Source organism: Stenotrophomonas sp., assembly GCF_050737575.1.
Classification (GTDB): Bacteria; Pseudomonadota; Gammaproteobacteria; order Xanthomonadales; family Xanthomonadaceae; genus Stenotrophomonas.
Genome location: NZ_JBOHXW010000011.1, coordinates 22,299 through 49,044, shown reverse-complemented (window position 1 = coordinate 49,044; position 26,746 = coordinate 22,299). Strand labels below are relative to the sequence as shown.

The window sequence follows — 26,746 nt, the reverse complement described above, 5'->3', positions numbered from 1 at the left end:
TCCATTGTTTCACTGCGGCGCGTTGGGAGTGATGCACTGCCACTGTCCATCAAGCGGACACTTCCGTACTGAAATTCGCTCGCCATTTTTTGAATGGCGCTCGAAATAAGGCATCAACGCGCAATCGTGGCATCAGAGAAAAATCTCGCCATCTGCTATCGCCCCGGCTCCGGTCGGGGTCTTTTTTTGCCAGAAAACGCACGCCATATACCAACGATTTCGCTGCCATTGAGGACTGCGCTAGCACACCGCTCTCCGATTCTCTTAGACGAAAAAAATCATATAGAACATTCATTTTTTCATACCCAAATGTCGTTTCATTCGGCATGGAAAAAACTTGTTAATGAACTGGAACTTCATTCCGACACGTCCGGGCAATGAAGTCACCGTCATCGACCAAGGAATTCCCATGCGCCGTGCAACGCAAGCCGTTCGACTACAACGCACCGCTCTTGCGGTCATTCTGACTTCGGTCATCGCCACCGTTGCCGCACAGAGCACTACCGGCTCGCTGTTTGGCAACGCGCCGGCAGCAGCCGGCGCCACCATCACCGTGCAGAACGGCTCCGGCCTCAGGCGTTCGGCAACGGTCGATGCCAATGGCCGCTACAACCTCGGCTCATTGCCGGTCGGCAATTACTCAGTCACGCTGCAACGCGATGGCCAGGTGATCGACACACGCGAGAACGTGCTGTTGAAAGTCGGCACGGGCACCGAAGTGTCGTTCGGTGATGGCGGCGCCACTACGCTGGATACGGTAACGGTCACCGCCACCAGCGCGCCGAAGATCGACGTCACCAATACGGTTTCAAAATCGGTCATCACCGCTGAGCAATTGGCGGTGTTGCCGCTTGGACGCAGTGCCGAAGCCATTGCATTGCTCGCACCCGGTGTCGTGGCCGGCAGCCAGCTGTTCTCGAATGGCTCACGCTCCGTACTCTCCTTTGGCGGCAGCAGCGTTTCCGAAAACGCGTACTACATCAACGGCTACAACGTCAGCAATCCACTGAGCGCCATCGGCGGCGTGAGCCTGCCGTATGGCTCGATCGATCAGCAGGAAACCTATACCGGTGGCTACAGCGCACGTTATGGCCGCTCCACCGGCGGTGTGATCAATCAGCTGGGAGCGCGTGGCACCAATGCGTGGCACTTCGGCGTGCAGACCACCTGGTCGCCCGACAATCTCGCCGCGTCGCCGCGTGATATCTGGTATCCACGCGAGGGCTCGATCTACCGCTATCGCGACAACGATACGGCGACACGCACCACCACCAGTGGCTATGTCAGCGGCCCGCTGATCGAGGACCGCTTGTTCGTGCGGCTGGCTGCTGAAAGCGACAAGTCCGACGGTGTGTCCACCAGCAGCATCGAGGCCGCGCAACAGGCGCGCAATCACTACACGCTCAGCTCGCCGAAGTTCTACGGCAAGCTCGATTGGAACATCAACGACAGCAACACGCTGGAGTACTCACGCATCCAGAACACCGACCGCCAAAGTGGCTACTACACGGCGTTCGACTACGACGACCGCAGCGAGGGCGAACGCACGGGCGTCTACCCGAACACGACAAAACTGAAGGACAGCTACGACATCTTCAAATACACCGGCTACCTGACCGATGCGCTGACCCTGAGCGCCACCTACGGCCGCAGCAAAGAGGACAACCTGGTCTCCAACCGCAGCGACTCACCGTTGCCTTTCATCAGCGGCGCGGTGTTCCAGGATCCGACAATCACCGGCGGCATTCCGATCCGAAACTCACAGGTCACCAGCGCGGGCAAATCCGATGATGCCGGCAGCAGGACGCGCGGGCTGCGCGCCGATCTGGAGTACCGCATCGGCGACCACCAGCTGACCGCCGGCATCGACAACATGTATTACAACGCGCACAACGAAGGCCAGGCGATGACCGGGCCGGGCTATGCGTGGATCTACTCACAGCTCAATCCCAACGAGTCGCCCAGCAGCAGGTTTGGTATCGCTCCGCCGGGCGGTGAAGGCTACACCGTGCAGAAGTACATCTTCTCCACCACCACCAGCATGAGCGTTGAGCAGAAGGCGTATTACCTGGAAGACCACTGGCAGATCACACCGGACTGGCTGCTGACGCTGGGCCTGCGCAACGACAAGTTCACCAACTACAACAGCTCGGCGGTGCCCTACGTTGAAAGCGGTGACCAATGGGCGCCGCGTGCTGGCGTGAGCTGGGATGTGTTCGGTGATTCCTCGCTGAAGGTGTTCGCCAACCTGGGCCGCTACTACCTGGCGCTGCCCAACAGCGTCGCCATCCGCGGTGCCTCGGCCTCGACGTATACCCGCGAATACTTCACCTATGCGGGCATTGATGCCAACGGCAATCCGACCGGCTTGACCGCACTCGGCCCGGGCCCGGTGTCGGTCAACAACGAGTACGGCATCGCGCCGGACCCGCATTCGGTTGCACCGACCGACCTGAAATCGCAGTACCAGGATGAGCTGATCCTCGGCTTCGAGAAAACGCTTGGCAGCACCTGGAACAGCGGCGCCAAGGTGACCTACCGCCGTCTGCAATCGGCCATCGATGACGTCTGCGATCCGGATCGGATGGCGGACAAGTTGGCCAACGCCGGGGTTGATCCAAATTCGGTCACGATTCCGGGCTGCTTGATCTTCAATCCCGGCAAAACCAACAACTTCCTGTTGGCCAATGTCGACGGCACCGGCTACACCCCGCTGCAGATGAGTGGCCGGGACTGGGGCTTCGGCAACCAGAAAGCCAAGCGTGACTATGTCGCCGTCGATCTGTTCCTCGAACATCCGCTGGCCGACAAGTGGTACGGCCGCGTGGATTACACCTGGTCGCGCAACTTCGGCAACACCGAAGGTCAGGTGAAGTCGGACATTGGTCAGGCGGATGTTTCCAAAACGCAGGACTGGGATGGGAGCTACCTGATGGAGTACTCCGGCGGCTACCTGGCCAACGACCGTCGCCATCAGCTGAAGGGCTTCGGTGCGTACCAGTTCAATGACGAATGGACTGCCTCGGCAACGTTGAGCATCGTCTCGGGCATGCCCAAGAGCTGCCTGGGTTACTACGGCGCCGACATCAGTGATCCGATGGGTTATGGATCGTCCTATCACTACTGCGATGGCGCGCCGTCGCGGCCGGGCGATGCCGGTCGCCAACCGTGGACCAAGCGCCTGGACCTGGGTGCGCAGTACCGGCCGTCCTTCGCCGAGCAGAAGCTCGCCTTCGCCCTGAATGTCTTCAACGTGTTCAACGAACTGAAGCCGCTGCAGAGCAATCCCGTCTACGAAGTGGGCCCGAAGATGGAGTCAGAAACCTACGGCATGGGCGCGGCCTACACGGCACCGCGTTCGGTGCGCCTGTCTGCCTCTTACGATTTCTGAGCGTAAGCGTTTCGCAGCTCCACTCTCTCTCCTGGATGCTGCATTTCACGCCCCGGCTTCATGCCGGGGCTTTCTTACGGGCGTTCGTTGTGCGGTCAGTAGCCACCGAGAGATCACCAAGACGCCCCCATTCAGCAAATTGTTAATCTTCAAAAACGTTCAATTTCAATGACTTGAATTTAGTTGCAGCTGTTATTGCAAAATCCTTGTAAGTGAAATTAATATTTCGTTCAGCTGTAACGGAAATTTCATCCTGACCAGCTCAAGACATGAAATCGTTTCCATCGATCAAGGGAATTCAATGAGCAGTGCAAAGCAAACAGTCCGACTGAAGCGCACCGCGCTCGCGGTAATTCTGACTTCGGTCATCGCCGCTGCGTCGGCCCAAAGCACCACAGGCTCCCTGTTTGGCAACGCCCCCGCGGCCGCAGGCGCCACCATCACGGTGCAGAACGAATCCGGCCTCAAGCGCTCGGCGACCGTCGATGCCAATGGCCGCTACAACCTCGGCTCGCTGCCGGTCGGCAACTACTCGGTCACGCTGCAGCGCGATGGCCAGGTCGTCGACAAGCGCGAGAACGTGCTGCTGCGCGTCGGCGCCGGTACGGAAGTTTCCTTTGGCGGTGGTGGCGCCACCACGCTCGACGCGGTGACGGTCACTGCAGCCAGCATGCCGAAGATCGACGTCTCCAACACCGTGTCCAAGTCGGTGATTACCTCCGAACAATTGGATGTGCTGCCCCTTGGCCGCAGTGCCGAAGCCATTGCCTTGTTGGCTCCAGGCGTCGTGGCTGGTAGCGGCGAGTTCTCCAATGGTTCGCGTTCGGTATTGTCCTTCGGTGGCTCCAGCGTCACCGAGAACGCTTACTACCTCAATGGCTTCAATGCATCGAACCCACTGAACAACATTGGCGGCGTCAGCCTGCCGTATGGTTCCATTGACCAACAGGAAACCTATACCGGCGGCTACAGCGCTGGTTACGGCCGCTCCACCGGTGGCGTGATCAACCAACTCGGCAAGCGTGGAACCAATGAGTGGCACTTTGGTTTCCAGACCACCTGGGCACCCGACAAGCTGGCCGCTTCGCCGCGCGATGTCTGGTACCCGAACCAGCAACTGGGCCCAGGCTATGAGTACACCGATGACAAGAAGCCAGGCACGCTGTATCGCTACCGCGATGGTGACACTTCAACCCGCACCACCTACAGCGGCTATGTCAGTGGCCCACTGATCGAAGACCGCTTGTTCGTACACCTGGCCGCAGAATCGGAAAAGAGGGAAGGCGTTGCCACCGCTAGTTCCGCAGCAACCATCAAAGGCCACAACAACAGCACCATCAGCACGCCGAAGTTCTATGGCAAGGTCGACTGGAACATCACCGACGATCACACGCTGGAATACACCCGCGTCCAGAACACGGATCGCACCAGTGGCTACTACACCGGTTTCGACTACACCAACCTGCAGAGCGGTGGCCGCACTGGTTCCTATGCTGATACCTTGAAGATCAGAGATGACTTCGACATCTTCAAGTACACCGGCTACCTCACCGAGGACCTGACACTGAGCGCGGTCTGGGGCCGTGGCAAGCAGAGCAACCTGCAGTACAACCCACGCGAATCGGACAACCCGTACCTCAGTGGCGTGAGCCTGCAGGACCCCAGCATCGTCGGCACCACACCGATCCGTAACGACCAAGGTGCACGCGACAGAAAGGCACTGGATGCCGGCAGCAAAACCCGCGGCCTGCGCGTGGACCTTGAGTACCGCATTGGCGACCATCAGCTGACTGCTGGTATCGACAACATGTATTACAACGCCCACAACGAAGGGCAGACCATCACCGGCCCGGGTTACGCGTGGTACTACTCGCGCATTGCCCCGGATCAATCGCCAAGCCCCGGCTTCAACATTGCGGCACCGGGCGGTGAGGGCTACTTCGCCTACAAGTACATCTTCTCCACCACCACCAGCATGGCGGTGAAGCAGAAGGCCTACTATCTGGAAGACAACTGGCAAGTCACGCCGAACCTGCTGCTGACGTTGGGCGTGCGCAACGACAAGTTCACCAATTTCAACAGCGCCGCTGTCGCCTATGTGGAAAGCGACAACCAATGGGCACCACGTCTTGGCGCCAGCTGGGATGTATTCGGTGATTCATCGCTGAAGGTGTTCGCCAACCTGGGCCGTTACTACCTTGCCCTGCCGAACAGCGTCGCCATCCGTGGTGCATCTGCATCCACGTATACCCGCGAGTACTTCACGTATACCGGCATCGACGCCAATGGCGTTCCTACCGGGCTGATCGCTCTGGGTGATGGTCCCGTCTCCTCCAACGGCGAGTACGGCCAGACGCCTGATCCGGCGGGCATTGCGCCCACCGATCTCAAATCGCAGTATCAGGATGAGCTGATTCTGGGCTTCGAAAAGAGCATCGGCCAGTCCTGGAACAGCGGTGCCAAGGTCACTTACCGTCGCCTGCAGAGCGCCATCGACGACATCTGCGACTCCGATCTGATGGCGGAAAAGCTGACGGCAATGGGTGCCGACGTGGACAACCTGGAAATCCCGGGTTGCGTGATCTTCAATCCTGGCAAGACCAACACCTTCCGCGCCAAGCATCTTGATGGCTCCGGCTATACCTCGTTCACGATGAACGGCCAAGACTGGGGATTCGGCAGCCAGAAGGCCAAGCGTGATTACGTTGCAGTGGACCTGTTCATCGAGCATCCGCTGAGCAACAAGTGGTATGGCCGCGTGGACTACACCTGGTCGCGAAATTTCGGCAACACCGAAGGTCAGGTCAAGTCCGATATCGGTCAGGATGACGTCTCCAAAACTCAAGATTGGGATGCCGCTTACCTGATGGAATATGCCGGCGGTTACATGGCCAACGATCGTCGCCATCAGATCAAAGGCTACGGTGCCTATCAATTCAACGATGAATGGACCGCGTCGGCCACCGTTCGCATCATGTCCGGCATGCCGAAGAGCTGCCTGGGCTACTACGGTGATGGACATACCGATCCGCTCAATGGCTATGGCTCGTCATACCACTACTGCGATGGCAAGCCTTCGCGCCCGGGTGATGCCGGCCGTCAGCCGTGGACCAAGAAGATCGACTTGGGTGTGATGTACCGTCCGGCTTTTGCCGATCACAAGTTGGCCTTTGGCCTGGATGTGTTCAACGTGCTCAACGAACTCAAGCCGGTTCAGACCGATGCCCAGTTCGAGAGCGGCCCGTACACGATCTCCAACACCTACGGAATGGGCACCTATTACACCGAGCCGCGTTATGTACGTCTGAGTGCTTCCTACGACTTCTGATCGTGAAAGCACGACTACAAGGTAACCTCTCTTAAATGATGTACTTGAAGCCCCGGCATCCTGCCGGGGCTTTTTTCTGCCGCCGGCGACAACGCGACAATGTGTAGAGCGGAGCCACGCTCTGCTGCCACATTTCCCGTGCAGTCACCTGCCGAGCAGGGCTCGGCACTACCTGCGGATGCTTCCGCAGGAATGCATCTGCGATGGCTTACCGCACCACCACCTGCAACTCCCTTCCCGCCACCGCCTCATTCCCGCTGTAGTCCTTCGCGGTGATGCGGATCGTGTAGTTGCCCGGCTGCAGTTCGGCCGGTTGCAGCAACCCGGTTGCCAGTTGCCCATCACGCACGGTGTTGGTCAGCACATAACGAAAGCGCGTACTGCTGCTGCCGTGCACGGTGATGCCGCTGTCGGCGGCATAGGCCGCCTTCACCGCTTCGCGCTGCGGCGGCATGCGATTGAAGATCAGATTCATGCGCGGAGTTTCGTAGCCCGGTAGCGGCTGCTGGTTCGCATCGAGTAGCTGGTAGCCCAGTGCATACAGGCCAAGTCGGCGACGCGGCAGGTTGTTGTCGACTTGATCCCAGGCTTCCACCACCAGTTGCAGACCGCCACCATCGCGCGCTACCTGCAACCGCCCATCCACCTTGTCGCGCAGGCGTTGATCGGTGCTGTCCAGCAGCGCGATGTCGTCGATCTTCGGCGCTACGTGATCGGCGTAGTTGTTGAAGCCAAGACGCACGGCGTTGCGCTCGTAGCCCGATGGCCCCACCGCCAGATGTACATGCGCCTGGTTGTTGATGCTGCCCAACGCATCGCCCGGCTGGAAGCGGGTGCCGCGACGCACACGCACACGATCAAGCCGCCCGGTTTCATCGTTGAGCAGCTGGAACCGCGCCGCATCGAGCGGACGATTGGCCGCATCGCGGCCCACTTTCATGTGGATGTAGTCGAGCTTGTCCAGCGAGAACCCTTCGGCCTGCCCGCCCAGCGTCCAGGTGGATGCCGGACTGCTGACCTTGCCACTGGCAATCGCCAGCACGGTCTGACCCACGTCACCCCGCACATCGAAGCCGCTATGCAGATGGTGGCGACTCTCGCCGCTGAAATTGCCGCGCACTTCACCCAGCGTGCCGGTTACTTCATGCCAACCGGTCTGCGGTGCCAACGGCCAGCGGCCCTGATTGCGCGGCAGCGGGTTCTCCGCTGAAGGCCCCAACTCCGCGAGTTGCGGCACCGTGCCGGCCGGCAGTTGCTGCAGATGGTGCACGCGATGCGCATCGGCATCGCTCACCACCAGACTTCCATCGGCGGCTATCGCAACACCGGCCGGGCGCGCGAAGCGCTCGGCATCGTTGCCGGCCACCGCCACCACATGGCCGCTGGGCGACACCTGCAGCACGCGCCCACTCAATCGTTCGCCAACATAGACCACACCGTCATGCGTCAGCGCCAAGGTCATCGGCCCCCACAGCACGCGCTCGCCACCACCGCCCATGCGGGTGCTGACCTCGCCTGCCGGGGTGATGATGCGTAGTGCATTGTTCTGCAGGTCCGCCACCCAGACGTTGCCGTGCGCATCCACGGCCACATCAGTGGGCGTATCGAAGCGCGCCTGCGCGGCGGGGCCATCGACCCACGCAGGCTGCTCGCCACCGGCCAGCGTCCACACGCGGCCATCGGTTTCGATCACGCGGATGCAATCGTTCCAAGTGTCGGCGACATAGACGCGGCCATCGGCGCCGACCGTCACCCCCATGGGTCCATTGAACTGCGCCTGCGCTCCGGCGCCATCGGCAAAGCCGGGGCGACCGTTGCCGGCCAGCGTGGTTACCTGGCCTTGTGGCGTGACCTTGCGGATGGCGTGATTGCCGGTGTCGGCAACATATAGATTGCCGTGCGCGTCCAGCGCGATGCCCGAAGGCGTGTTGAACGCCGCAGACGGCCCGCTGCCATCGGCAAAGCCTTCACGGCCACCCGCGAGCAGATGGAACAGACCATCGGGCGTGCGATAGACGATGCGGTTGTTGTCGCCGGCATCGGCCACGAACAGCACGCCGCCGCTGATCGCCACGCCCCACGGATCACTGAAGCGTGTCTGTGCCTGCGTGCCTTGGGCGTTGCCGGCGATACCATCGCCGCCCAACAAGCCCACCTGCGCCTGCCAACCCAATGGCGTCGGCGCCGGGCCGCTGGGCAACGGGGGCTGCGGTGCCCACAGGAAACTGGCAGCCAGCGCGGCCCCGGTGACAACGACGACAGCGCCCACCCAATATTTGCGTTCCATCCACCCACCCCGTTCCAGAGCAGGCACCATAAACGCAGAACCGCCGCGCGGAAACCCACGCATGCACACTCGCCTGACCATGGCGCAACACCGCATCACCCTGCAGCCCGCCGAGACGGAAGCCATTGAGCTGTCGCTGTCGTTGACGGATCTTCTCGATGCAGGGCTGCGGCACTTTCCACCATCGGAACTGGCGCTTGAGCGGGCCATCGCCCTCAGCGAAGACGCGCTGATGCCGCATGTGGCCGCGCTTCGCAGCCATCCGCTGGAAGTGTTGGTCGCCGCAGACGATGCACTTGCTGCGCTGCCGTTGCTGCTGGGACGTGAGCATTCCAGCGCGTTGCAGTTGAGCATTGACGACGTGGAACGCGGCTTCAATCAGGTGGCACAGGTTGCCGCCGGCATGCCCGCGCAGTCAGTGGGCTTGTCGGCACAACCCGCATTCGTCGCCGCGTTGCTGGTGGTGCGCGAACTGATGCATCACGTCGGCTGGAAGCGACTGCAACTGCCGTAGGTCGCGACAGCGCGTCGAAGGTTCAAGCGCAACCTGCATAAAAGCTGGGCTTGCTCGGGCTGCGAGATCCGCTTCTGCTTGAATGCTGAAGCGCTGCGTCAACACCGCTTATTGCGCCGGCCGCTCCGGGCCGGTGCCCATGGCTTCGCGGTAGCGGGAGTACAGCGCCAATACCTTGTCCACGTATTGCCGCGTTTCCGCATACGGCGGTACGCCACCGTAGCGGGTGACCACGCCAATACCGGCGTTGTAGGCAGCTGCAGCCAAGGTGCGATCGCCCTTGTAGCGGCCCAGCAATGACTTCATGTAACGCGCGCCGCCGTCGATGGATTGTGCTGGAGAAAACGGATCGGTCACGCCGTACTCGGTGGCCGTTTCCGGCATCAACTGCATCACGCCCTGCGCGCCCTTGGGCGAGATGGCCTTTTCGTCGAACGCACTTTCGGCATGCGCCACCGCGCGCAGCCAGGCATCGTCCACGCCGGTTGCCTTGGACGCCGCGCGAAACTGCCGCGCATGCCGATCCAACTGCGGCATTCCCACGCGGCCCAGTCCTTCATGCGCCGGCTCGCCCGGTGGCGTGGCGGCGGTGAAACGCAGGTACGGGCGCGACCCGGGTAGGTTGCGTGTGGAGTACACCAACTTGCCGTCCTGCTCACGCTCGTAAAGCGTGCCGCTGAACACACCGAAGTTGCCCCAGAGATTGGGCGTCTGCACCGCGTTGTCGTCCACCGTCATCGCTTTGCAGGTGGAACCGGGCTCCGGTGCGGTAGCCATGCTCACCGTGCCCTTCTGCACACAGCGATAGATGGTGCGCGCCTGCAACGGCGCGCACACGCCCATCAACAGCAGCAACATCGCAACCACCGCCGTGCGTGACATGCCGGGACCGGATCAAGGGAATCGCCGCTGATGCTGAACCCGGTCATTTGAACGACAGGTGATGAAAAACCCGGCCGGCGCGCCCAGAATGAACGGCCCCCTTCTTGCTGCCCGTCATGCCTGATTCACTGCCCCTGCTCGGCTTTGCCAATCCGCTGTTCCATACCGGCCGCAATACCAGCGTGCGGCGTGGAGAGCGCTGGCATGGCATTGCGCTGGCGCGTATCGAACTGGGCGGCGGGCGTGTCTCTGAACCGCTGACGCTGCAGACCGAACGACGCCGCTTCGATACGCTGATCGCCGCCGAGCTGCGCGACGAACACGACCCGGCCTGCCGCACGCCGGAAGGATTGCTGGCGGTGATGCAGCAGCTCTATCCGGGCTTCCACCCTGACGAAACCGTCACCCTGGTGCACTTCCAGTGGCCGCCGCCGTAGGAGCGGCCTTGGCCGCGAAGCCGGTACTGCCATCGAAACCGGCATCAAACCGGTTGCAGGAAGCGCCAATGCTGCAATCCGAAGGACATCGGTAGTTTCTCGGCCGAGGCCGCTCCTACGGAAGCAACGCCGCCACACAGGTAGGGACGCTCCCCACCCATGCAGCGACGCGATCCGTCAACGCGCGTTGGCCGCGCGCAGGTGTGCACCCACCGGCTGCGAGAAGGTGCGCTTGTCGCTGACATCCCAATTGATCGACCAGGTCATCACGCCGCGGAAATCCGGATACGGCTGCGCGGGCTTCACCTCGTCGCACTGCGTCGCGGTGGTCAGGCAATCGAAGGCGCGGTTGATGTCAGCCGGCGTCGCATAGCCATTGCCTGCAGCACGCAGACCCGACGGCAATGCCAGCGCCACCTGGTCGGCGCGCAGGCCTTCAAAGCGTCCCTTGCCGCCGGCCAATGCAAAGCCTTCGATCAACATCGTTGCCGAAGCCACCATCATGTCGACGCTGCCGCCCGGGTACTTTTCCGCGCGGTACGGCGTGGGCAGGCCGCCGTTGTTGTAGAGCTGCACGTGCAACAGATCCAGCTCCTCGCGCAGTCCATCGATCAACGGCAGGTACGCACCCCAGATGCCTTCCATCGACACAAAACCACCCTGCACATACGGGTGCTCCGGCGCCATCGACACATACAGGTTCGGGTACATGCCGTGCAGGCGCTTCACGGCGGAAATCAGATGCGGCGTGACCGGCGCGCCGTGCACCACGCCGGCAATTTTTTCCAGATCGATATCAATGCCGTCCAGCCCGAAGGTGTTGATCGCTTCGGCGGTGGTGCGCACGAAGTTGTCTTCGTCACGCTGGGTGTTGAGCGTCACCGTGCCCAGCTCACCACCGAACGACAGCACCACGATCTTGCCCTGTGCGCGCTTGGCGGCGATGTCGGCAATCAACTGTGTGCGATCCAATGCGCGGTCTGGCGTGAACGCCACCTTGCCCTCGCCCATGTCATCGGCGAACGCCAGCACGATCACATCCCAGCTGTCGTCCACCTTGCCCACCGGCAACAGCCCTTGGCCGTTGTCGAAGTTGTGCAGATAGCCCACCAGCGCGTGCCTGGGCAGCGGATGACTGTGACCGGGCGCGACGCCGGCCTGTGTGGCGGCCGCGGGCTTGGCCTGGCAACCAAAGGTAGCCGCGAGGGCCAGCACACATGACAACAAGGTGATCGACTTCATCGCATTCCCGGAGCGTGTAAGAACCCCGATTCTAGGCACGCGAATCGCCGAAAAAACACACCAAAACAATTAGTTATGAAACCTGTCCGACTTTGACCCGCGCATGTCCGTGGCGTGACCGAGGCGCAGCGCGCTACGACAGACCCGCTGTCATTCGCAGCCGCCCGAGCCGCCAACACGGCCGCCATTCCAGCGCGCTTGCCGGCGTGCGCAGGACAAATCCATTCAACTGCAGGCCTTCATGCGCCGCTCGGCATCCCACAAGGCACGCCGCGCCTGGTCATAGGCGCTGTCGGCGGTACTGGGCAAGGTGTGCTCGGCCTCGGTGGGATCGGCGCCATTGTTGTAGCGGTATTCCACCCGCTGCAGCGTATCCAGGTGCGCCAATGCCGGCGCCATCCAGCGGGTGCGTTGTTCGGCACTGCAACGTGGATAGCGGCCTTCCAGTGCGCCAATCGCGACGCGAATGCGGCGGCTGGCTTCGCCTTTCATGTCCGGCACTTTCTCGAAACGAATCGGCGCAGCTTTGTATGCGTCGCCGGTGGCCTCACTGCCCAGGTCCGACGGCCGCTCATGCAGCGCCGGGTTGAATGCGACTTCCGGTGGACGCCGCGGTTCTGCGGCCTGGATGTCACGCCCGTACAGCGCACGCTGCGCACGCGATTGGCTGGTGCCTGCAGCTTTACCACTGAACAGATTGGCGGTCGCACGTTCGCCAACACCGGTCGCAAGTTCATCGCGATGCTCGAACACGCGCTCCACCGAAGCCTTCTGCCGTTCGCCCGCTGCATCGGGAAGATCGGGCCTGCCATCGCTGCCGTACAGACGCTTCAGCAGATCGTCGTTGGGTTTCGCAGCAACAGGCGGCACGACCGCAGCGGAGACAACGGGCTGTGCGCGTGCCGGCTGATCAAGCGGCGTCACCGGATCAGGCACCGCTTCCACCGGAATCAACACAGGCTCCACCCGCAGCGGCTGAGTAGCTGTCGACGGCAACCAGCGCAGTTGCACGCGCGACTCACGCGTCGGTGGCGCGGCCTCGGGCATCTGCAACAGCAAGCGCGCCAACGCCGACAGGAATGCCAGCGCCGCCATGCCGGCAACGGTCCGTATCCACACAGGTTCGGGCTGACTGCGGTAGTGCAAGTGCATGCATATCCATCAAAGGAACTCCGCAAGGCGGCTACCGGCCCTGCCACGGCACATCTGCGCAACACACTGACCGCGACAAGGACGGCAAGTTCCAGCCATGGCAACGTTCCGGGGGTGATCCTTTCATACCGGTGGGCGATGATTGGGCCAAGGCGGGCCTTCCCTGCATTGAAAGGAGCTGTTCCGTGAACGACGTTGCATCGCAGAACCTGGACGAAAGCATCGCCAAGCAGCTGTTCTTCGGCCATATCGCCGAAGATGCCCTGTTTCCCTATCCGCAGATCCGCGAACGTGACCGCGAGATGCTCGGCTTGATGACCGATGCCATCGACCAGTTCCTGGGCGAAAAGACCGCCGAGCTGCGCCAGTACGATCGCGATGCCGAGCAACCGCCGGAGTTCATCCAGGCGCTACGCGACATGGGCTTGTTCGGCCTGATCATTCCCGAGGAATACGGCGGCATGGCGCTGTCCAACGGCGCCTATGCACGCGTGCTGGGCCAGACCAGCAGCCACGACAGTTCGGTGTCGCTCACTGTGGGCGCGCACAGTTCCATCGGCATGAAGGGTTTGCTGCTGTTCGGCAATGACGAGCAGAAGCAGCGCTACCTGCCGGCATTGGCCAGCGGCGAAATGATCGCCGCGTTCTGCCTCACCGAATCCGGCGCCGGCTCGGATGCCGCTGCCATCCGCACCAAGGCCACACGCAACGACGACGGCACCTGGACGCTCAACGGCGAAAAGATCTGGATCACCAACGGCGGCATCGCCGATTTCTACACCGTGTTCGCGCGCACCGACACGCCCGAAGGCAAGGTCACCGCGTTCATCGTTGAAGCCAAGTGGGACGGCGTCAGCCACGGCCCGCACGAAGACAAGATGGGCATCCGCGCCTCGTCCACCACCACCGTTGCCTTCAACGACGTGCGCGTGCCGGCGGCCAATGTGCTCGGCCCGGTCGGCAAGGGCTTCAAGGTGGCGATGAACATCCTCAACAGCGGCCGCACCGGTTTGGGCGGCGGCGCGGTGGGCGGGATGCGGGCACTGATCCGCATGGCCTGCGCACAGGCCAACGAGCGCAAGCAGTTCGGTCAGCCGATTGCCGAGTTCGGCCTGGTGCGCGAAAAAATCGCGCAGATGACGGCCGATTGTTTCGCCGCCGAAAGCACCGTGTGGATGGTCGCGCACCTGATCGACAGCGGCCGCACCGACTACTCGGTGGAAGCGGCGATGAGCAAGGTGTTCGCCAGCGAAGCGGTGCAGCGTTGTTGCTACGAGTCGCTGCAGATTGCCGCCGGCAACGGCTTCATGCGCGAGCTGCCGTACGAGCAGATGACGCGCGACACGCGCATTCTTTCGATCTTCGAGGGCACCAACGAAATCCTGCGCTTGTACGTAGCGCTCAATGGCTTGAAGGGCGTGGGCGCGACACTGAGCGAACTGCAAAGCGCGGTGGGCGGCATCTTCAACGACCCGATCAAGGGCTTCGGCGTGCTGGGTGATTACGCCGGTCGTCGCGTACGTGAGGCGACGGGCTATGGCTCTGGCATCCGCACGCCGGTGGCCGAGCCGCTGCGCCCGCTGGCGCGTCTGTGCGAGAAATACACGGTGGAATTGTCCAAGGCCTCCGACCGCCTGCTGCGCAAACACGGCAAGCACATCGCCGACCAACAGCATGCGCAGAAGCGCGTCGCCGACATCGCCATCGATCTGTTCGTCGGCCTGTGTGTGTTGTCGCGCGTGGAGAGCCTCATCCAGACCAAGCACGCGGCAACGGAGGATGCGATCAAGATCGCGCGGCTATTCGCGCGCCAGGCGCGTCGTCGCATGGCCCGCAACGTGCGTGGACTGGAACGCAACGAGGACGAGATCATCGAATCACTGGCCGCCTCGGTGCTGGAACGCGGCGGCTACGCGTGGGACGTGATGTAACGGGAAGACCGTAGGAGTGGCCTCGGCCGCGACGCCTACGATGTCTCTGCTGCAAGCAATTTCTGCAATTGCAGGAATCTCGCAACGGATAATCGGTATCGGCTTCGCGGCCCAGGCCGCTCCTACACCCAGCGTTGTTTGTTCAATGCCCCGCTGGCGCATCTTCCAATGCCAATGCGCCTTCGCGCAGCACCCGCCGCAGCAAGGTGCGGCCATTGCGGTCCAGGCCATGCACGCGCGGCTTCACGCCGTGATGGCGGTAGCGGCTCACCACTTTCTCCAACGCGGCCACGGCGGTGATGTCCCATAACTGCGCGCGTGACAGATCAATCACCACCGCGCGTCCTTCCGCGACACGCGGATCAAACGCATCAATGAACGCATCGGCCGACGCGAAAAACACCTGGCCGCTGACTGCATAGCGCAGGCTGCCATCGGCTTCTTCGTGCGCTTGCACCTGCAGCAGACGGGCCACCTTCAGCGCGAAGAACACGCCACTCAGCAGCACACCGATGCCCACACCGGCCGCAAGATTATGCGTGCCCAAGGTCACCGCCACTGTCGCCAGCATCACCACGCCAGACAAGCGCGGATGCCGCATCAACGCGCCGAGGCTGCGCCAATCGAACGTGGAGACGCTGACCATCACCATGATCGCCACCAACGCAATCACCGGCACCTGCGCCACCCACGGCTTCAGCAGCACCATCAACACCAGCAGGAATACGCCGGCAAACAAGGTGGACAAACGTCCCCGGCCGCCGTACTTCACGTTGCCAACGGTCTGACCGATCATGCCGCAGCCGGCAATGCCGCCAAACAGGCCGGCGGCGATGTTTGCCACGCCCAAGCCGGTGCATTCGCGGTTCTTCGGGCTGGGTGTGTCGGTGAGTTCATCGACCACACGCGCGGTCATCATCGACTCCAGCAAGCCGACCATCGCAATTGCCAGGGCCGGCATCGCGATGATGCGCAGGGTCTCCAGATCAAACGGCAAGGCCGGCAAGCCCATCCAATGCGGAAAGGAATCCGGCAGCTTGCCGAGATCGGCGACGGTGGGCAGCTCCAGTTTCAACCATGACGCCAGCACGCTCAGCACGACGATGCAGATCAACGGCGAAGGAATCGCCCGCACTCCCGGCAACGGCAGCCGCGGCAATCCGTAGATCAACAGCAGGCCCAAGCCAAGCATCACCCAGGTGATCGCGGTGGCGCCGTGCAGCTGCGGCAGTTGTGCGGAGAAGATCAGGATGGCCAGCGCATTGACGAAGCCAGTCCGCACCGAGCTGCTGACAAAGCGCATCAATACGCCCAACCGCAGCACACCGAACAACACCTGGAACACGCCCGCCAACAGGCCGGCGGCGAACAGATACGGCAGGCCATGCGCGCTGACCAGCGGTGCGGCCACCAAGGCAACCGACCCGGCAGCAGCGGTGATCATCGCCGGCCGCCCACCAAACACCGCAATCACGATGCTCAGCACGAACGAAGCGAACAAGCCAACCTGTGGATCCACGCCCGCCACGAACGAAAAGGCGATGACTTCGGGAATCAGCGCGAAGGTGGCGACCGCGCCAGCCAGCATTTCACGCAGCGGATCAGCGCGCCATTGCGCCAGTTCGGTGTTCAGGAAGGACATACGCGTGTGCCGCCAGTGCTTGCCGTGGGAACCGGCGGGTACTGGCGAAATCAAAGGAGGGGCGCGAATTATGCCTGCTGCGGCCCGCTGGCCGCGGCTTGGGAGGCAAAATCGCGCCGGCGGCAGGAAGTTCGCACTCTCCCCCTCCCCAGCCCTCCCTTTGCCGCGGGCAAGGGTGCTGAGAAGGGGTGCCTTTCGAGCCCTCACCCCCGGGCTGCGTTAGCATTCCCGTCCCGCATCACCGCAGTCCCCCGCATGTCCCATTACACCGGCCCCTTGCTCACCCGCCCGCTGCTCGATCAGCTACAAGCCGCGTTGAAGCAGGGCGCAAGCAACCTCAGCGCCTCGTTCGACCTGGGCCGCAGCGAAGACAGCGTCAGCCTCGACAACGATGGTTGGCAGTGGCGCGGCCACCATTACCCGTGGCCAGCCAAGCTCAAGGACCGCACGATCTACTACTGGGACGGCGATGAATTCAGCGCTGCGTCGCGGTTCGGCAGCGGCCTGTACAAGCTGGTGCCCACCGATTGGGGCGTGCCCACCTTCGAGATCGACGGCATCAAGATGCTGGTCAGCGCGAAGGTGTCGCCGATGGATGATGCGCGCAGCAAGGTTGCGCTGGTCGCCCCGCGTGGCAAGCAGGTGCTCGATACCTGCGGCGGCATGGGCTACTTCGCCGCATGTTGCCTGGACGATGGCGTTGCCGGCCTGCATTCGTTCGAGAAAAGCAGCGAGGTGCTGTGGTTGCGCACACTCAACCCGTGGTCACCCGATCCGGATGCCGACTACGCGCAGGGCCGCCTACATCTGAAGCACGGCGACGTTTCCACTGAGATCGAGCACATCGCCGATGCCTCGATGGACGCCGTGCTGCATGATCCACCGCGCTTCGGCATCGCCGGTGAACTGTACTCGCAGGTGTTCTACGACCACCTGGCACGCGTGCTGCGTACCGGCGGCCGTTTGTTCCATTACACCGGCAGCCCCAACAAGCTCACCAGCGGCCGCGACGTGCCGCGCGAAGTTGCCACGCGTCTGCAGAAGGCCGGCTTCAAAGCCGAGCTGGCGTTGGACGGCGTGCTCGCTATTCGTCGTTGATCGTCAGCGTGGCTTCTCCGGCAACGCGAACGCAATGACATAGTCGCCCACATCCTTCGAGTACGCCGAACCACCGACCGACACGAGAATGTATTGCCGCCCGCTCACTGGCGACACATAGCTCATCGGCGTTGCACTGGCGCCGACGGGCAACGGCGCTTTCCACACTTCGCGGCCATCACGCGCGTCGTAGGCGCGCAGGTAGTAATCCTGGAAGCCGGCAAAGAACACCAAGCCCGCATCCGTGCTCAAGGTGCCGCCGTACGTCGGCATGCCCATCTTCATCGGCAAGCCCAAGGTAATGCCGGCCGGGCCAAGTTGCTCGGCGGTGCCCGCCGGTATCTGCCAGGCGATGCGGCGCGTGCGCAGATCCAACGCACTGATGGTGCCGAATGGCGGTTGCACGCAGGGCACGCCAAGCCGCGAGAGCCAGATGGTGGTGTACACGCCGTACGGGGTGCCAGCCTGCGGCGAAGGCCCGTGCCCATCACTCACCGGCGGGTGTGTTTTTGAGAATGCCGCGTACGCCTCACGCGGAATCAACTGGAAGATGCTCGGCACGCGGATGTCATTGAGAAACACGCGCTGGTTCTGCGTATCCACCGACACGCTGCCCCAGTTCATGCCGCCAATATTGCCCGGATGCTGGATCGCCATCTCCGTGCCCGGCGGGGTGAAGTCACCGTCGTAACGCATCTTGCGGAACGCAATGCGGCAGGCCAGCTGGTCGAACATGGTCATGCCCCACATCCGCCGCTCTTCCAGTTTCTGCACACCAATGGACGGCATGCCTACCGAGTACGGCTGCGTGGGCGACAGTGTTTCCTCCGGCACCGCGCCATTCTGCGGCACAGGTTTTTCCACCACTTCGGTCAGCGGCCGGCCGGTCGCGCGGTCCAGCACGAAGATCTGCCCGCGCTTGGTGGTCTGCAGCACTGCGGCGACATTGCGCCCGGTTTCATCGGGGAAATCGACCAATGCCGGTTGCGAGGGAAGATCGTAATCCCAGATGTCGTGATGCACCGTCTGGAACTTCCAGCGCGGGCGGCCGGTGGTGATGTCCAAGGCCACAAGGCTGGCGTTGTACTCGGCCGATCCCGCCGGGCGCCCCTGACCAAAGTAGTCCGGCGTGGCATTGCCCAGCGGCGCGAACACCAGACCGAGCGTGTCGTCATACGCCGCAGCGGTCCACATGTTCGGTGTGCCGAGTGTGTAGGTCTGTCCCTCCGGTGGCAGCTTGGTGATCTCCGGGTTGCCCAGGTCCCACGCCCACACCAACGCACCGGTGCGTGCATTGAAGGCGCGGATCACGCCAGAGGGTTCATCGCGGCGTTGGTTGTCCACCACCCAACCACCGATCACCACCAGATCACGCGCGATCAACGGCGCCGAGGTCTGGAAGTAGAAGCCGCGATCAATCGGCCCCATTCCCTGCGACAACTGCACGGTGCCGGCATTGCCGAAGCCCGCACACGGTTGGCCAGTCTTTGCATCCAACGCGATCAAGCGTGCATCGGCGGTGGTTTCGATGATGCGTTCCGCACAGGTCTGCACCGCCATGTGGCTGCCGTCGGCGAGGTCGGCTGCATCGGTTGATGCAATCGTCATGGCGTCGGCCGGCAAACGATAAAAGCCCACGCCACGACAACGCTGCCAGAACGGCGCACGCACCACCGGATCGTGCTTCCAGCGCAATGCGCCGGTGTCGGCGTCCAACGCACTGACGATATTGTTGCGCGAGCACGAATACACGGTATCGCCGATCTGCAACGGCGTGTTCTGGTCCACGCCCGGGCCGGAGTCGCCAGTGCGGTACATCCACGCCTGCGTCAGCTGCGCGACGTTGTTCACATTGATCTGATCAAACGGCGCATCGCGAAGGCCTTCCGTCGTGCGGCCATACGCACTCCAATCCGACGCCGCGTTGTCGCCCTTCGGCGTTTGATAGGCAATGCTTTTATCCGGCTGGATCACGCCGTGCTGGCGGAAGGCGAATGCAAACCCGACCGCGAACAGCAACGCGAACGCTGCCGCGCCCAACCACCTCAGCTTGCCGCGCCAACCGGGCGACGTGCCCTGTGCCGCAGGCGCCAACAGCAAGGCAACGGCCGCCAAGGCCAGCGGCGCCATCACCCGCGGAAACAGCGCCCAATAGTCCGCACCGCTTTCCCACAGCGCCCAGACAATCGTCAGCAGCGCGACGGCGGCCACGATGCCTGCCCCGCCCTGGCCACGCCACATGCGCCATGCGCCCCACAGATACGCCGCACCGGCGAGCAGGTAATACGGCGAGCCTTTCAGCAGCAGCAACCAGATGCCGCCGGCCAACAGGCCCAGGCTGATCAGCCCCAATACAAGCGCAAAAACACGCCGCAGCACATGCATGCCCCTCTCCTTTCCCGATGGAACCCCGTCGCCCGCGCCGGCCTTCCCACGGCCACGGACAACAGCAGCATTCGGCTGATCTTCTCCAATGCCGCAACACGACCGCGTCAACGGATCTTCACTTGGCGGTGACGCAGGCAACCCACCAAGGCGACTACAGATCGTAGGAAAGCAGGTCGTAGCCGGTTGCAGCGCGCACCACCCGTTGGTGGACGAACGAACCGCTGCCACCGTTGGTCATCACCACGATGCCGCGGCGACGCGGTGCATCGCCGATCGCGAAGTTCTTGAAAATGCCGCTGTTGCTGCCCGAGTGATAGAACATCGGACCATCGCGGGTCTGCTCCATGTTCCAGCCCAACCCCTTCTCGGTCCATCGGCCGGGCACCGTGATCTGCGGCGTCAGCATGGCCAATCGCGATGCCTCGGTGATCTCCCATGACGCACGCTGCGGACGCGTCATCATCAAGCTCAGGAAGGCCGCATAGTCCTGCACGGTGCTGCGCAGGCTCGCCGCCGCATTGGCAAGAATGTCGCCCGGCCACATCACCAAACCGGGTGGCGCAAGCGCCATCACCTCAGGCAGCGCGCGCTCGGCATCTTCGTACTTCCACGCAGACAGCAGCTTGCCCCAGCGCGGCGCAACCTGCTGCGCCGCACTCCATTGTTCGCGCAACACCTGCGGCGGCACGCCTTCATCAAGGCGGTCATGCGCACGCTGGCCATGGACCGAACGCGCAGCAAGATCCGCGTTCCACGCATAGCTGCTGTCGCGCAGGTTTGCCGGTGCGAACAGATGCGCCTGCATCGAATCATCCAGACTCTGACCAGTGATCGTTTCGACCACCAATTGCAGCCAGAAGAAGGCCTCGCCGGAGTAGTTGATGCGTGTGCCAGGCTTGACCTTCGGCACCAGCTTTTCAGTTGCCGGAGATTTGCGCCAATCCGGCAATCCGGTGCTATGCCGCAACACATCCCGCGCAGTAATCAGCGCAAGCCACGGATGATCCCCCAGATACTCAGGACGCCGATAGCGCACCAGCGGACGATCCAGATCAATCAATCCCCGGTCTGCCAGCTGCATCACCAGATAGGCAAACATCGGCTTGCTCAGCGAGGCATTCTCGAACACTGTTCGCGCGTCAATCGGCGCCCCGGTCAGCGCATTGGCCACACCGAAACCACGGCTCCACGCCACCGCACCGTCCTCGACCACGGCAATGCCAACCCCGGGAACCGCAAAGGCCTGCATGATGCGCGGCAACTCAGCAAGAAACGCATCACTGGGAATCCACGAGCGCGAACCAGCATCTCCACACGGAGCCGCCAACACGGGAACCGAGGGCAACACACTCAACGCACCGAACGCGGCGGCATGCGCGATAAAACGACGACGACCTGGAACCGGATGAATCGGCATTTCCCGCGACCCTCAATCGTGGAGCGGTCTGCTTGCGGTGATCGCTTCGGCACGCAGGCCAAAACGGGCGCTTCATGCGTGCTGCTGCAGGTACTTCTGCAAAGCAAGTACCTGCCTATGGTGGGCCCACCAGGATTCGAACCTGGAACCAAAGGATTATGAGTCCTCTGCTCTAACCGTTGAGCTATAGGCCCGCGCGACGACACAGTGTAGTGGAGCCGGCGTTGGGCGACTACTTCCCACGGTCTGGTTTCAGCCTAGACGGAACTGCGCTGCCATGCAGCGGCCGCGCACTACTCCAGTCAGAGGTGCCTTGCCGCAACACCCTTCGATGCACACAAAGAAAAACCCCGCCGAAGCGGGGTTTTTCATTTCAACTTCCAAGACTCGACAATTACTCGATATCGAGGAAGCTACGCAGCTGCTCGGACCGGCTCGGGTGACGCAGCTTGCGCAGCGCCTTGGCTTCGATCTGGCGGATACGCTCGCGGGTCACGTCGAACTGCTTGCCCACTTCTTCCAGCGTGTGATCGGTGTTCATGTCGATGCCGAAGCGCATGCGCAGCACCTTGGCTTCCCTCGGGGTGAGGCCAGCCAGCACGTCACGCACGGTTTCCGACAAGTTGATGTTCACCGTGTTTTCGATCGGGGACTCCACATTGGTGTCCTCGATGAAGTCGCCCAGATGCGAATCCTCGTCGTCGCCGATCGGGGTTTCCATCGAGATCGGCTCCTTGGCGATTTTCATCACCTTGCGGATCTTGTCTTCCGGCATGTCCATTTCCTTGGCCAGCTCCTCCGGCGTAGCCTCGCGGCCGTACTGCTGGAGCATCTGACGGGAAATGCGGTTCAACTTGTTGATCGTCTCGATCATGTGCACCGGAATACGGATGGTGCGCGCCTGGTCGGCGATCGAGCGGGTGATCGCCTGGCGGATCCACCAGGTGGCGTACGTCGAGAACTTGTAACCGCGGCGGTATTCAAACTTGTCCACGGCCTTCATCAGGCCGATGTTGCCCTCCTGGATCAGATCCAGGAACTGCAGGCCGCGGTTGGTGTACTTCTTGGCGATGGAGATCACCAGACGCAGGTTGGCCTCCACCATTTCCTTCTTGGCCTTGCGCGCCTTGGCTTCGCCATAGGCCATCACGCGGCTGATTTCCTTCAGCTCGTCCAGCGACAGCTGGGCGTGCTTTTCCAGATCGATGGTGGCCTGCTGTTCGGCAACAATCTGATCCTTGACATCACGCAGGGCCGAAGACCACTTCTGCTTGCGCTTGATCGCGTCTTCCACCCATTCCAGGTTGGTCTGATTGCCTTCCCAGGAACGGATGAAATCCTTGCGCGGCATGCGCGCAGTAATGGTCGCCAGGTGCAGCACGCGGCGCTCCTGCGACTTGACCTTGGTCATGGTGTCGCGCAGCAGGCGGACCAGCACGTCGGTCAGCGGCAGCGGCAGCTTCAAGGTAATGAAGGTCGCCGACAGCTCTTCGCGCAGCTTGGTCATTGCCTTGGTGTCACCCTTGGCATGGGCCTTCTTGAACTTGGCAAGGTCGCTGGCCAGCAGTTCCATGCGGCGAGCAACTTCCAGCGGATCCGGACCGGTCGGGCCGGCTTCTTCTTCCGCCTCGTCGCCATCGGCGTCGTCGTCACCGTCTGCTTCGGCTTCTTCGCTGGTGTCTTCAGCCGCGGCCGGAGCCGGAGCCGGCACTTCTTCAACCAGGTCGTTGAAGCCGACGATTACTTCGGCCAGACGCTTCTTGCCTTCCTTGTGGGTTTCGTAATCGGTCAGCACCGATTCCACGGCAAGCGGGAAGGTACCCAGGGCGGCTTGCACCTGGCCCAGGCCTTCTTCGATGCGCTTGGCGATGGCGATTTCGCCTTCGCGGGTCAGCAGCTCGACCGTACCCATTTCGCGCATGTACATGCGCACCGGGTCGGTGGTGCGGCCACCTTCGGTGTCGAGTGCGGTAAGTGCAGCAGCAGCTTCTTCGGCCGCGGTGTCATCGACTTCGCGGTTGCCGGTATTGCCATCGCTGAGCATCAGCGTGTCGGCGTCGGGGGCAACCTCGTGGACATCAATGCCCATACCGGTGATCAGACCGATGATGTCCTCGATCTGCTCCGGATCGACCATGTCGTCAGGGAGGTGATCGTTGACTTCGGCATAGGTCAGGTAGCCCTGTTCCAGGCCCTTGCTGATCAGAAGCTTGATGTCGTTTTGCTGGGCAGGACGTTCGTTGGCCATGTAGTGCTCGCGCCACCGGCGATTGTGAAGATAGGGAACCTAGCATTATACCAGCGCAGCATAACGCTTGCCGGGCGGTGGTTTCACGGCGCGTCAGGGTCTGAGCAGGAAGGTCACGGGCCCGTCATTGACCAGGCTGACAACCATATGGGCGCCAAACCGCCCGGTTTCCACCCCTGCGGCATGTTTTTCGCGGCAAATCTCGACCAACCGATTGAAAAGGCGTTCAGCCTCGGCGGGTGGGGCGGCGCTGGTGAAGCTGGGCCGCATGCCTGACCGGGTATCGGCGGCAAGGGTGAATTGGCTGACCAGCAGCAGCCCGCCACCGATATCCCGCAGCGAACGATTCATTTTGCCGGCATCGTCGGCGAAAACCCGGTAACCGAGCAGGCGGTCCGCCATCCGCGTCAGGGTCGCTTCGTCGTCACCCGGCTCCACGCCCACCAAGGCCAGCAGGCCTTGGTCGATCTGACCGACCACCACGTCATCAACGCTGACGGAGGCCTGGGTGACGCGCTGGATCAGGGAAAGCATGGGGGCTCCTTCGGGACAATCGGGCACCTTAGCACCGGCTCCACGCAGGACCATCGGGCTACGCGCAAACCGACCGCACGGCCTAGACTTGTGCCGATGAAACCGCAAGCCACCGCCAAACTTTATTACCGCCTCGCTTCCGCAGTGACCCACTTGCCCTGGTCCTGGCAGCGGTCGCTGGCCGATACCGTGGCTTGGCTGTGGGTACGGATTGATGCCCGCGAGAGCCGCGTCACCCGTCGCAATCTGGAGTTGACCTATCCAGAATTGGCCCCCGCCGAGCGTGCCCGCCTGCACCGGGAAGTACTGCGCACCACCGCGCGCCAGGCGCTGGAAACGCTGTATCTGTGGACCCACGATCCGGCCACCAACCTGGCCCGGCACCTGCGCGAGCGGCACGGGCAGGATCTGTATGACGCAGCTCTGGCCTCAGGCAAGGGCGTGATCGTGGTGGCGCCGCATTACGGCAACTGGGAGCTGCTGAACCAGTGGCTGGCCTCGCGCGGCCCCATCGCCATTGTCTATGCGCCGCCGGAGAACCCGGTCGGCGATGAATTCCTGCAACTGGTGCGGGGCGGCCACAACGTCCGCCAGGTGCGTGCCGAAGGCCCGGCGGTGCGGCAGCTGTTCAAGGTACTCAAGGACGGCGGCGCCACCGGCATCCTGCCCGACCAGCAGCCAAAGAATGGCGATGGTGTGTTCGTGCCCTTCTTCGGGGTACAGGCGCTGACCATGACCTTGGTCAACCGCTTGGCCGAACGTACCGGCGCCACCGTGCTGCATGCCTGGTGCGAGCGCACCGGCCCCGACCTTGCCTTCGCCTTGCATGTGGAGCCGGCCTCGCCGCAGATCGCCGATCCCGATCCACTGGTAGCAGCCAGCGCACTCAGCGCCGGCATTGAAGCCATCGCCCGGCGCGATCCGGCGCAATACCAGTGGACCTACAAGCGCTTCACCCTGCGTCCGCCGGGCAGCGGTGAACATGATCCCTATGCCACCGCCAAACATCCGCACTGACGCAGCTACCGCAACACAGCGTCGTCAGCCTGTCGATTGAATCCCCAGCCGACGACCCCCATAAGGTCAGCGATGAGCGCCCAGTCCCCCTCCCCCGTTTCCGCCCTCGCCGTTTTCGGCGAAACCGCCGCTATCCGCTGCGAACGTGCCGCTGCCGAGCTACGCGCCGGCCGCCCTGTCGTTATCGTCGATGGGCAGCGCCGGGTCGCGACCACCGCACTGGACAGCAGCTCGCCAGCCGGTTTCGAGGCCTTCGCCCAAGCTGCGGCACAACAGCACTATCTGCACCTCACCGCGCCGCGTGCCCAGACCCTGGGCATCCCGGGCACGCTGGGCGTGCGCATTCCATTGACCGGACAGGCCTTCAACACGCTTCCCGCGCTGGCCTATCTGCGTGACGCCACGGCGCCCGACGGTACGCCGGCCGCCGGCAACGACATGGACGCCGCCAGCGTCGAAGTCGCACGCCTCGGCCTGCTGCTGCCGGCGATGGTGTCGGTTGAATTGAGCGTCGGCAGCACACCATTTGATGGCTGCCTGCACCTGACCCTCGATGACCTGCGCGAAGGCGCACGCCAAGCCGGCCAGGACTACGAACTGGTCACCCGTTCACCGGTGCCGCTGCGCGATGTCGGCATGAGCGAGTTCGCCGTGTTCCGTGGCGGCGTGGCCCAGCGCGATCAAGTAGCAGTGATTGTCGGCACCCCGGACCTGCAGGGTGCGGTGCCCGTGCGCGTGCATTCCTCGTGCCTGACCGGCGATCTGTTCGGCTCGCTCAAATGCGACTGCGGCGACCAGCTGCGGCGCGGCCTGCACACGTTGAAGGAACTGGGCGGCGGCATCCTGCTGTATCTGGACCAGGAAGGTCGCGGCACCGGCATTGCCGCAAAGATGCGCGCTTACGGCTATCAACACGAAGGCCTGGACACGATCGACGCCGATGCGCTGCTCGGTTTCGGCGCCGATGAGCGTCGCTACGGCAGCGCCGTGGCGATGCTGCGTGCGCTGGGCGTGGAGCGCATCCAACTGCTGACCAACAATCCCACCAAGGTGCAGCGGCTGCGCAATGCCGGCATCGAAGTGGTGGGCTGCGTGCCAGTCACCGGCGAAATCACCACCGAGAACGAACAGTATCTGCGCACCAAGGCCGCACGCGCCGGGCATCATCTGGATGTAGATGCGCTGATCATGGCCGCGCAGTAAGGCCGGCGTGGGTGTGCGGGGTTGGGACAGGTGCA

17 protein-coding genes and 1 tRNA gene are annotated in these 26,746 nt (G+C 62.7%); 8 read left to right on the top strand and 10 right to left on the bottom strand.

Annotated features, from left to right (window positions below):
• Positions 1 to 409: 409 nt before the first annotated feature.
• Positions 410 to 3,391, top strand: coding sequence for a TonB-dependent receptor (locus ACREP4_RS16535; RefSeq protein WP_431597350.1), 2,982 nt, complete (start codon positions 410 to 412; stop codon positions 3,389 to 3,391).
• A gap of 301 nt (positions 3,392 to 3,692) precedes the next feature.
• Complete coding sequence (locus tag ACREP4_RS16530) at positions 3,693 to 6,719, top strand: TonB-dependent receptor (RefSeq protein ID WP_431597292.1); 3,027 nt, start codon at positions 3,693 to 3,695, stop codon at positions 6,717 to 6,719.
• Positions 6,720 to 6,927: 208 nt separating this feature from the next.
• Here the strand turns inward: ACREP4_RS16530 and ACREP4_RS16525 are convergent, their stop codons facing one another.
• On the bottom strand, positions 6,928 to 9,006 hold the full coding sequence (locus ACREP4_RS16525) for an NHL repeat-containing protein (RefSeq protein ID WP_431597291.1): 2,079 nt from the start codon (positions 9,004 to 9,006) through the stop codon (positions 6,928 to 6,930).
• 61 nt (positions 9,007 to 9,067) lie between these two features.
• Here ACREP4_RS16525 and ACREP4_RS16520 point away from each other — a divergent pair, with 61 nt between their 5' ends.
• The gene (locus ACREP4_RS16520) at positions 9,068 to 9,520 is read left to right on the top strand and encodes a hypothetical protein (RefSeq protein WP_431597290.1); all 453 of its coding nucleotides are present in this window, start codon (positions 9,068 to 9,070) and stop codon (positions 9,518 to 9,520) included.
• Between the two features lie 108 nt (positions 9,521 to 9,628).
• Here the strand turns inward: ACREP4_RS16520 and ACREP4_RS16515 are convergent, their stop codons facing one another.
• Positions 9,629 to 10,402 carry a lytic transglycosylase domain-containing protein gene (locus tag ACREP4_RS16515; RefSeq protein ID WP_431597289.1) on the bottom strand — a complete coding sequence of 258 codons (774 nt, stop codon included), beginning with the start codon at positions 10,400 to 10,402 and terminating at the stop codon, positions 9,629 to 9,631.
• 116 nt (positions 10,403 to 10,518) lie between these two features.
• Between ACREP4_RS16515 and ACREP4_RS16510 the strand changes: the two genes are divergently transcribed.
• A complete protein-coding gene (locus ACREP4_RS16510) occupies positions 10,519 to 10,839 on the top strand; it encodes a hypothetical protein (protein WP_431597288.1) in 321 nt (106 codons plus the stop codon).
• A 177-nt stretch (positions 10,840 to 11,016) separates the two neighbouring features.
• On the opposite strand, the gene ACREP4_RS16505 is transcribed toward ACREP4_RS16510, so the two are convergent.
• Together ACREP4_RS16505 and ACREP4_RS16500 are read right to left on the bottom strand one after the other, a co-directional pair.
• Positions 11,017 to 12,081: a chitinase gene (locus ACREP4_RS16505; protein ID WP_431597287.1), complete on the bottom strand. Its 1,065-nt coding sequence runs from the start codon at positions 12,079 to 12,081 to the stop codon at positions 11,017 to 11,019.
• Positions 12,082 to 12,306: 225 nt separating this feature from the next.
• Complete coding sequence (locus tag ACREP4_RS16500) at positions 12,307 to 13,233, bottom strand: hypothetical protein (RefSeq protein WP_431597286.1); 927 nt, start codon at positions 13,231 to 13,233, stop codon at positions 12,307 to 12,309.
• 185 nt (positions 13,234 to 13,418) lie between these two features.
• On the opposite strand from ACREP4_RS16500, the gene ACREP4_RS16495 reads away from it, so the two are divergent.
• The gene (locus ACREP4_RS16495; RefSeq protein ID WP_431597285.1) at positions 13,419 to 15,164 is read left to right on the top strand and encodes an acyl-CoA dehydrogenase family protein; all 1,746 of its coding nucleotides are present in this window, start codon (positions 13,419 to 13,421) and stop codon (positions 15,162 to 15,164) included.
• Positions 15,165 to 15,306: 142 nt separating this feature from the next.
• Here ACREP4_RS16495 and ACREP4_RS16490 read toward each other — a convergent pair whose 3' ends face one another.
• Positions 15,307 to 16,806, bottom strand: coding sequence for a SulP family inorganic anion transporter (locus ACREP4_RS16490; protein ID WP_431597284.1), 1,500 nt, complete (start codon positions 16,804 to 16,806; stop codon positions 15,307 to 15,309).
• A gap of 255 nt (positions 16,807 to 17,061) precedes the next feature.
• On the opposite strand from ACREP4_RS16490, the gene ACREP4_RS16485 reads away from it, so the two are divergent.
• Positions 17,062 to 17,904 carry a class I SAM-dependent methyltransferase gene (locus ACREP4_RS16485; RefSeq protein WP_431597283.1) on the top strand — a complete coding sequence of 281 codons (843 nt, stop codon included), beginning with the start codon at positions 17,062 to 17,064 and terminating at the stop codon, positions 17,902 to 17,904.
• Between the two features lie 3 nt (positions 17,905 to 17,907).
• Here ACREP4_RS16485 and ACREP4_RS16480 read toward each other — a convergent pair whose 3' ends face one another.
• The 5 genes from ACREP4_RS16480 to dtd form a co-directional block, all read right to left on the bottom strand.
• Positions 17,908 to 20,289: a membrane-bound PQQ-dependent dehydrogenase, glucose/quinate/shikimate family gene (locus ACREP4_RS16480; protein WP_431597282.1), complete on the bottom strand. Its 2,382-nt coding sequence runs from the start codon at positions 20,287 to 20,289 to the stop codon at positions 17,908 to 17,910.
• Between the two features lie 154 nt (positions 20,290 to 20,443).
• On the bottom strand, positions 20,444 to 21,709 hold the full coding sequence (locus tag ACREP4_RS16475; protein WP_431597281.1) for a serine hydrolase domain-containing protein: 1,266 nt from the start codon (positions 21,707 to 21,709) through the stop codon (positions 20,444 to 20,446).
• A gap of 118 nt (positions 21,710 to 21,827) precedes the next feature.
• Positions 21,828 to 21,903: transfer RNA gene (locus ACREP4_RS16470), tRNA-Ile, on the bottom strand.
• Positions 21,904 to 22,103: 200 nt separating this feature from the next.
• Positions 22,104 to 23,957, bottom strand: a complete 1,854-nt coding sequence (rpoD, locus tag ACREP4_RS16465) for an RNA polymerase sigma factor RpoD (protein WP_431597280.1) — start codon at positions 23,955 to 23,957, stop codon at positions 22,104 to 22,106.
• A 93-nt stretch (positions 23,958 to 24,050) separates the two neighbouring features.
• Positions 24,051 to 24,491, bottom strand: a complete 441-nt coding sequence (gene dtd, locus ACREP4_RS16460) for a D-aminoacyl-tRNA deacylase (RefSeq protein WP_431597279.1) — start codon at positions 24,489 to 24,491, stop codon at positions 24,051 to 24,053.
• Between the two features lie 96 nt (positions 24,492 to 24,587).
• On the opposite strand from dtd, the gene ACREP4_RS16455 reads away from it, so the two are divergent.
• Complete coding sequence (locus ACREP4_RS16455) at positions 24,588 to 25,508, top strand: lauroyl acyltransferase (protein ID WP_431597278.1); 921 nt, start codon at positions 24,588 to 24,590, stop codon at positions 25,506 to 25,508.
• A 72-nt stretch (positions 25,509 to 25,580) separates the two neighbouring features.
• Positions 25,581 to 26,711 (top strand): GTP cyclohydrolase II RibA, encoded by a 1,131-nt coding sequence (gene ribA / locus ACREP4_RS16450; protein WP_431597277.1) that lies wholly within the window; start codon positions 25,581 to 25,583, stop codon positions 26,709 to 26,711.
• Positions 26,712 to 26,746 lie beyond the last annotated feature (35 nt).

Bases quoted from the DNA above. Each gene is read 5' to 3' on its own strand.
- ACREP4_RS16535 (WP_431597350.1), top strand. From the start codon at position 410: ATGCGCCGTGCAACGCAAGCCGTTCGACTACAACGCACCGCTCTTGCG.
- ACREP4_RS16530 (WP_431597292.1), top strand. From the start codon at position 3,693: ATGAGCAGTGCAAAGCAAACAGTCCGACTGAAGCGCACCGCGCTCGCG.
- ACREP4_RS16525 (WP_431597291.1), bottom strand. From the start codon at position 9,006: ATGGAACGCAAATATTGGGTGGGCGCTGTCGTCGTTGTCACCGGGGCC.
- ACREP4_RS16520 (WP_431597290.1), top strand. From the start codon at position 9,068: ATGCACACTCGCCTGACCATGGCGCAACACCGCATCACCCTGCAGCCC.
- ACREP4_RS16515 (WP_431597289.1), bottom strand. From the start codon at position 10,402: ATGTCACGCACGGCGGTGGTTGCGATGTTGCTGCTGTTGATGGGCGTG.
- ACREP4_RS16510 (WP_431597288.1), top strand. From the start codon at position 10,519: ATGCCTGATTCACTGCCCCTGCTCGGCTTTGCCAATCCGCTGTTCCAT.
- ACREP4_RS16505 (WP_431597287.1), bottom strand. From the start codon at position 12,081: ATGAAGTCGATCACCTTGTTGTCATGTGTGCTGGCCCTCGCGGCTACC.
- ACREP4_RS16500 (WP_431597286.1), bottom strand. From the start codon at position 13,233: ATGCACTTGCACTACCGCAGTCAGCCCGAACCTGTGTGGATACGGACC.
- ACREP4_RS16490 (WP_431597284.1), bottom strand. From the start codon at position 16,806: ATGTCCTTCCTGAACACCGAACTGGCGCAATGGCGCGCTGATCCGCTG.
- ACREP4_RS16485 (WP_431597283.1), top strand. From the start codon at position 17,062: ATGTCCCATTACACCGGCCCCTTGCTCACCCGCCCGCTGCTCGATCAG.
- ACREP4_RS16480 (WP_431597282.1), bottom strand. From the start codon at position 20,289: ATGCATGTGCTGCGGCGTGTTTTTGCGCTTGTATTGGGGCTGATCAGC.
- ACREP4_RS16475 (WP_431597281.1), bottom strand. From the start codon at position 21,709: ATGCCGATTCATCCGGTTCCAGGTCGTCGTCGTTTTATCGCGCATGCC.
- rpoD (WP_431597280.1), bottom strand. From the start codon at position 23,957: ATGGCCAACGAACGTCCTGCCCAGCAAAACGACATCAAGCTTCTGATC.
- dtd (WP_431597279.1), bottom strand. From the start codon at position 24,491: ATGCTTTCCCTGATCCAGCGCGTCACCCAGGCCTCCGTCAGCGTTGAT.
- ACREP4_RS16455 (WP_431597278.1), top strand. From the start codon at position 24,588: ATGAAACCGCAAGCCACCGCCAAACTTTATTACCGCCTCGCTTCCGCA.
- ribA (WP_431597277.1), top strand. From the start codon at position 25,581: ATGAGCGCCCAGTCCCCCTCCCCCGTTTCCGCCCTCGCCGTTTTCGGC.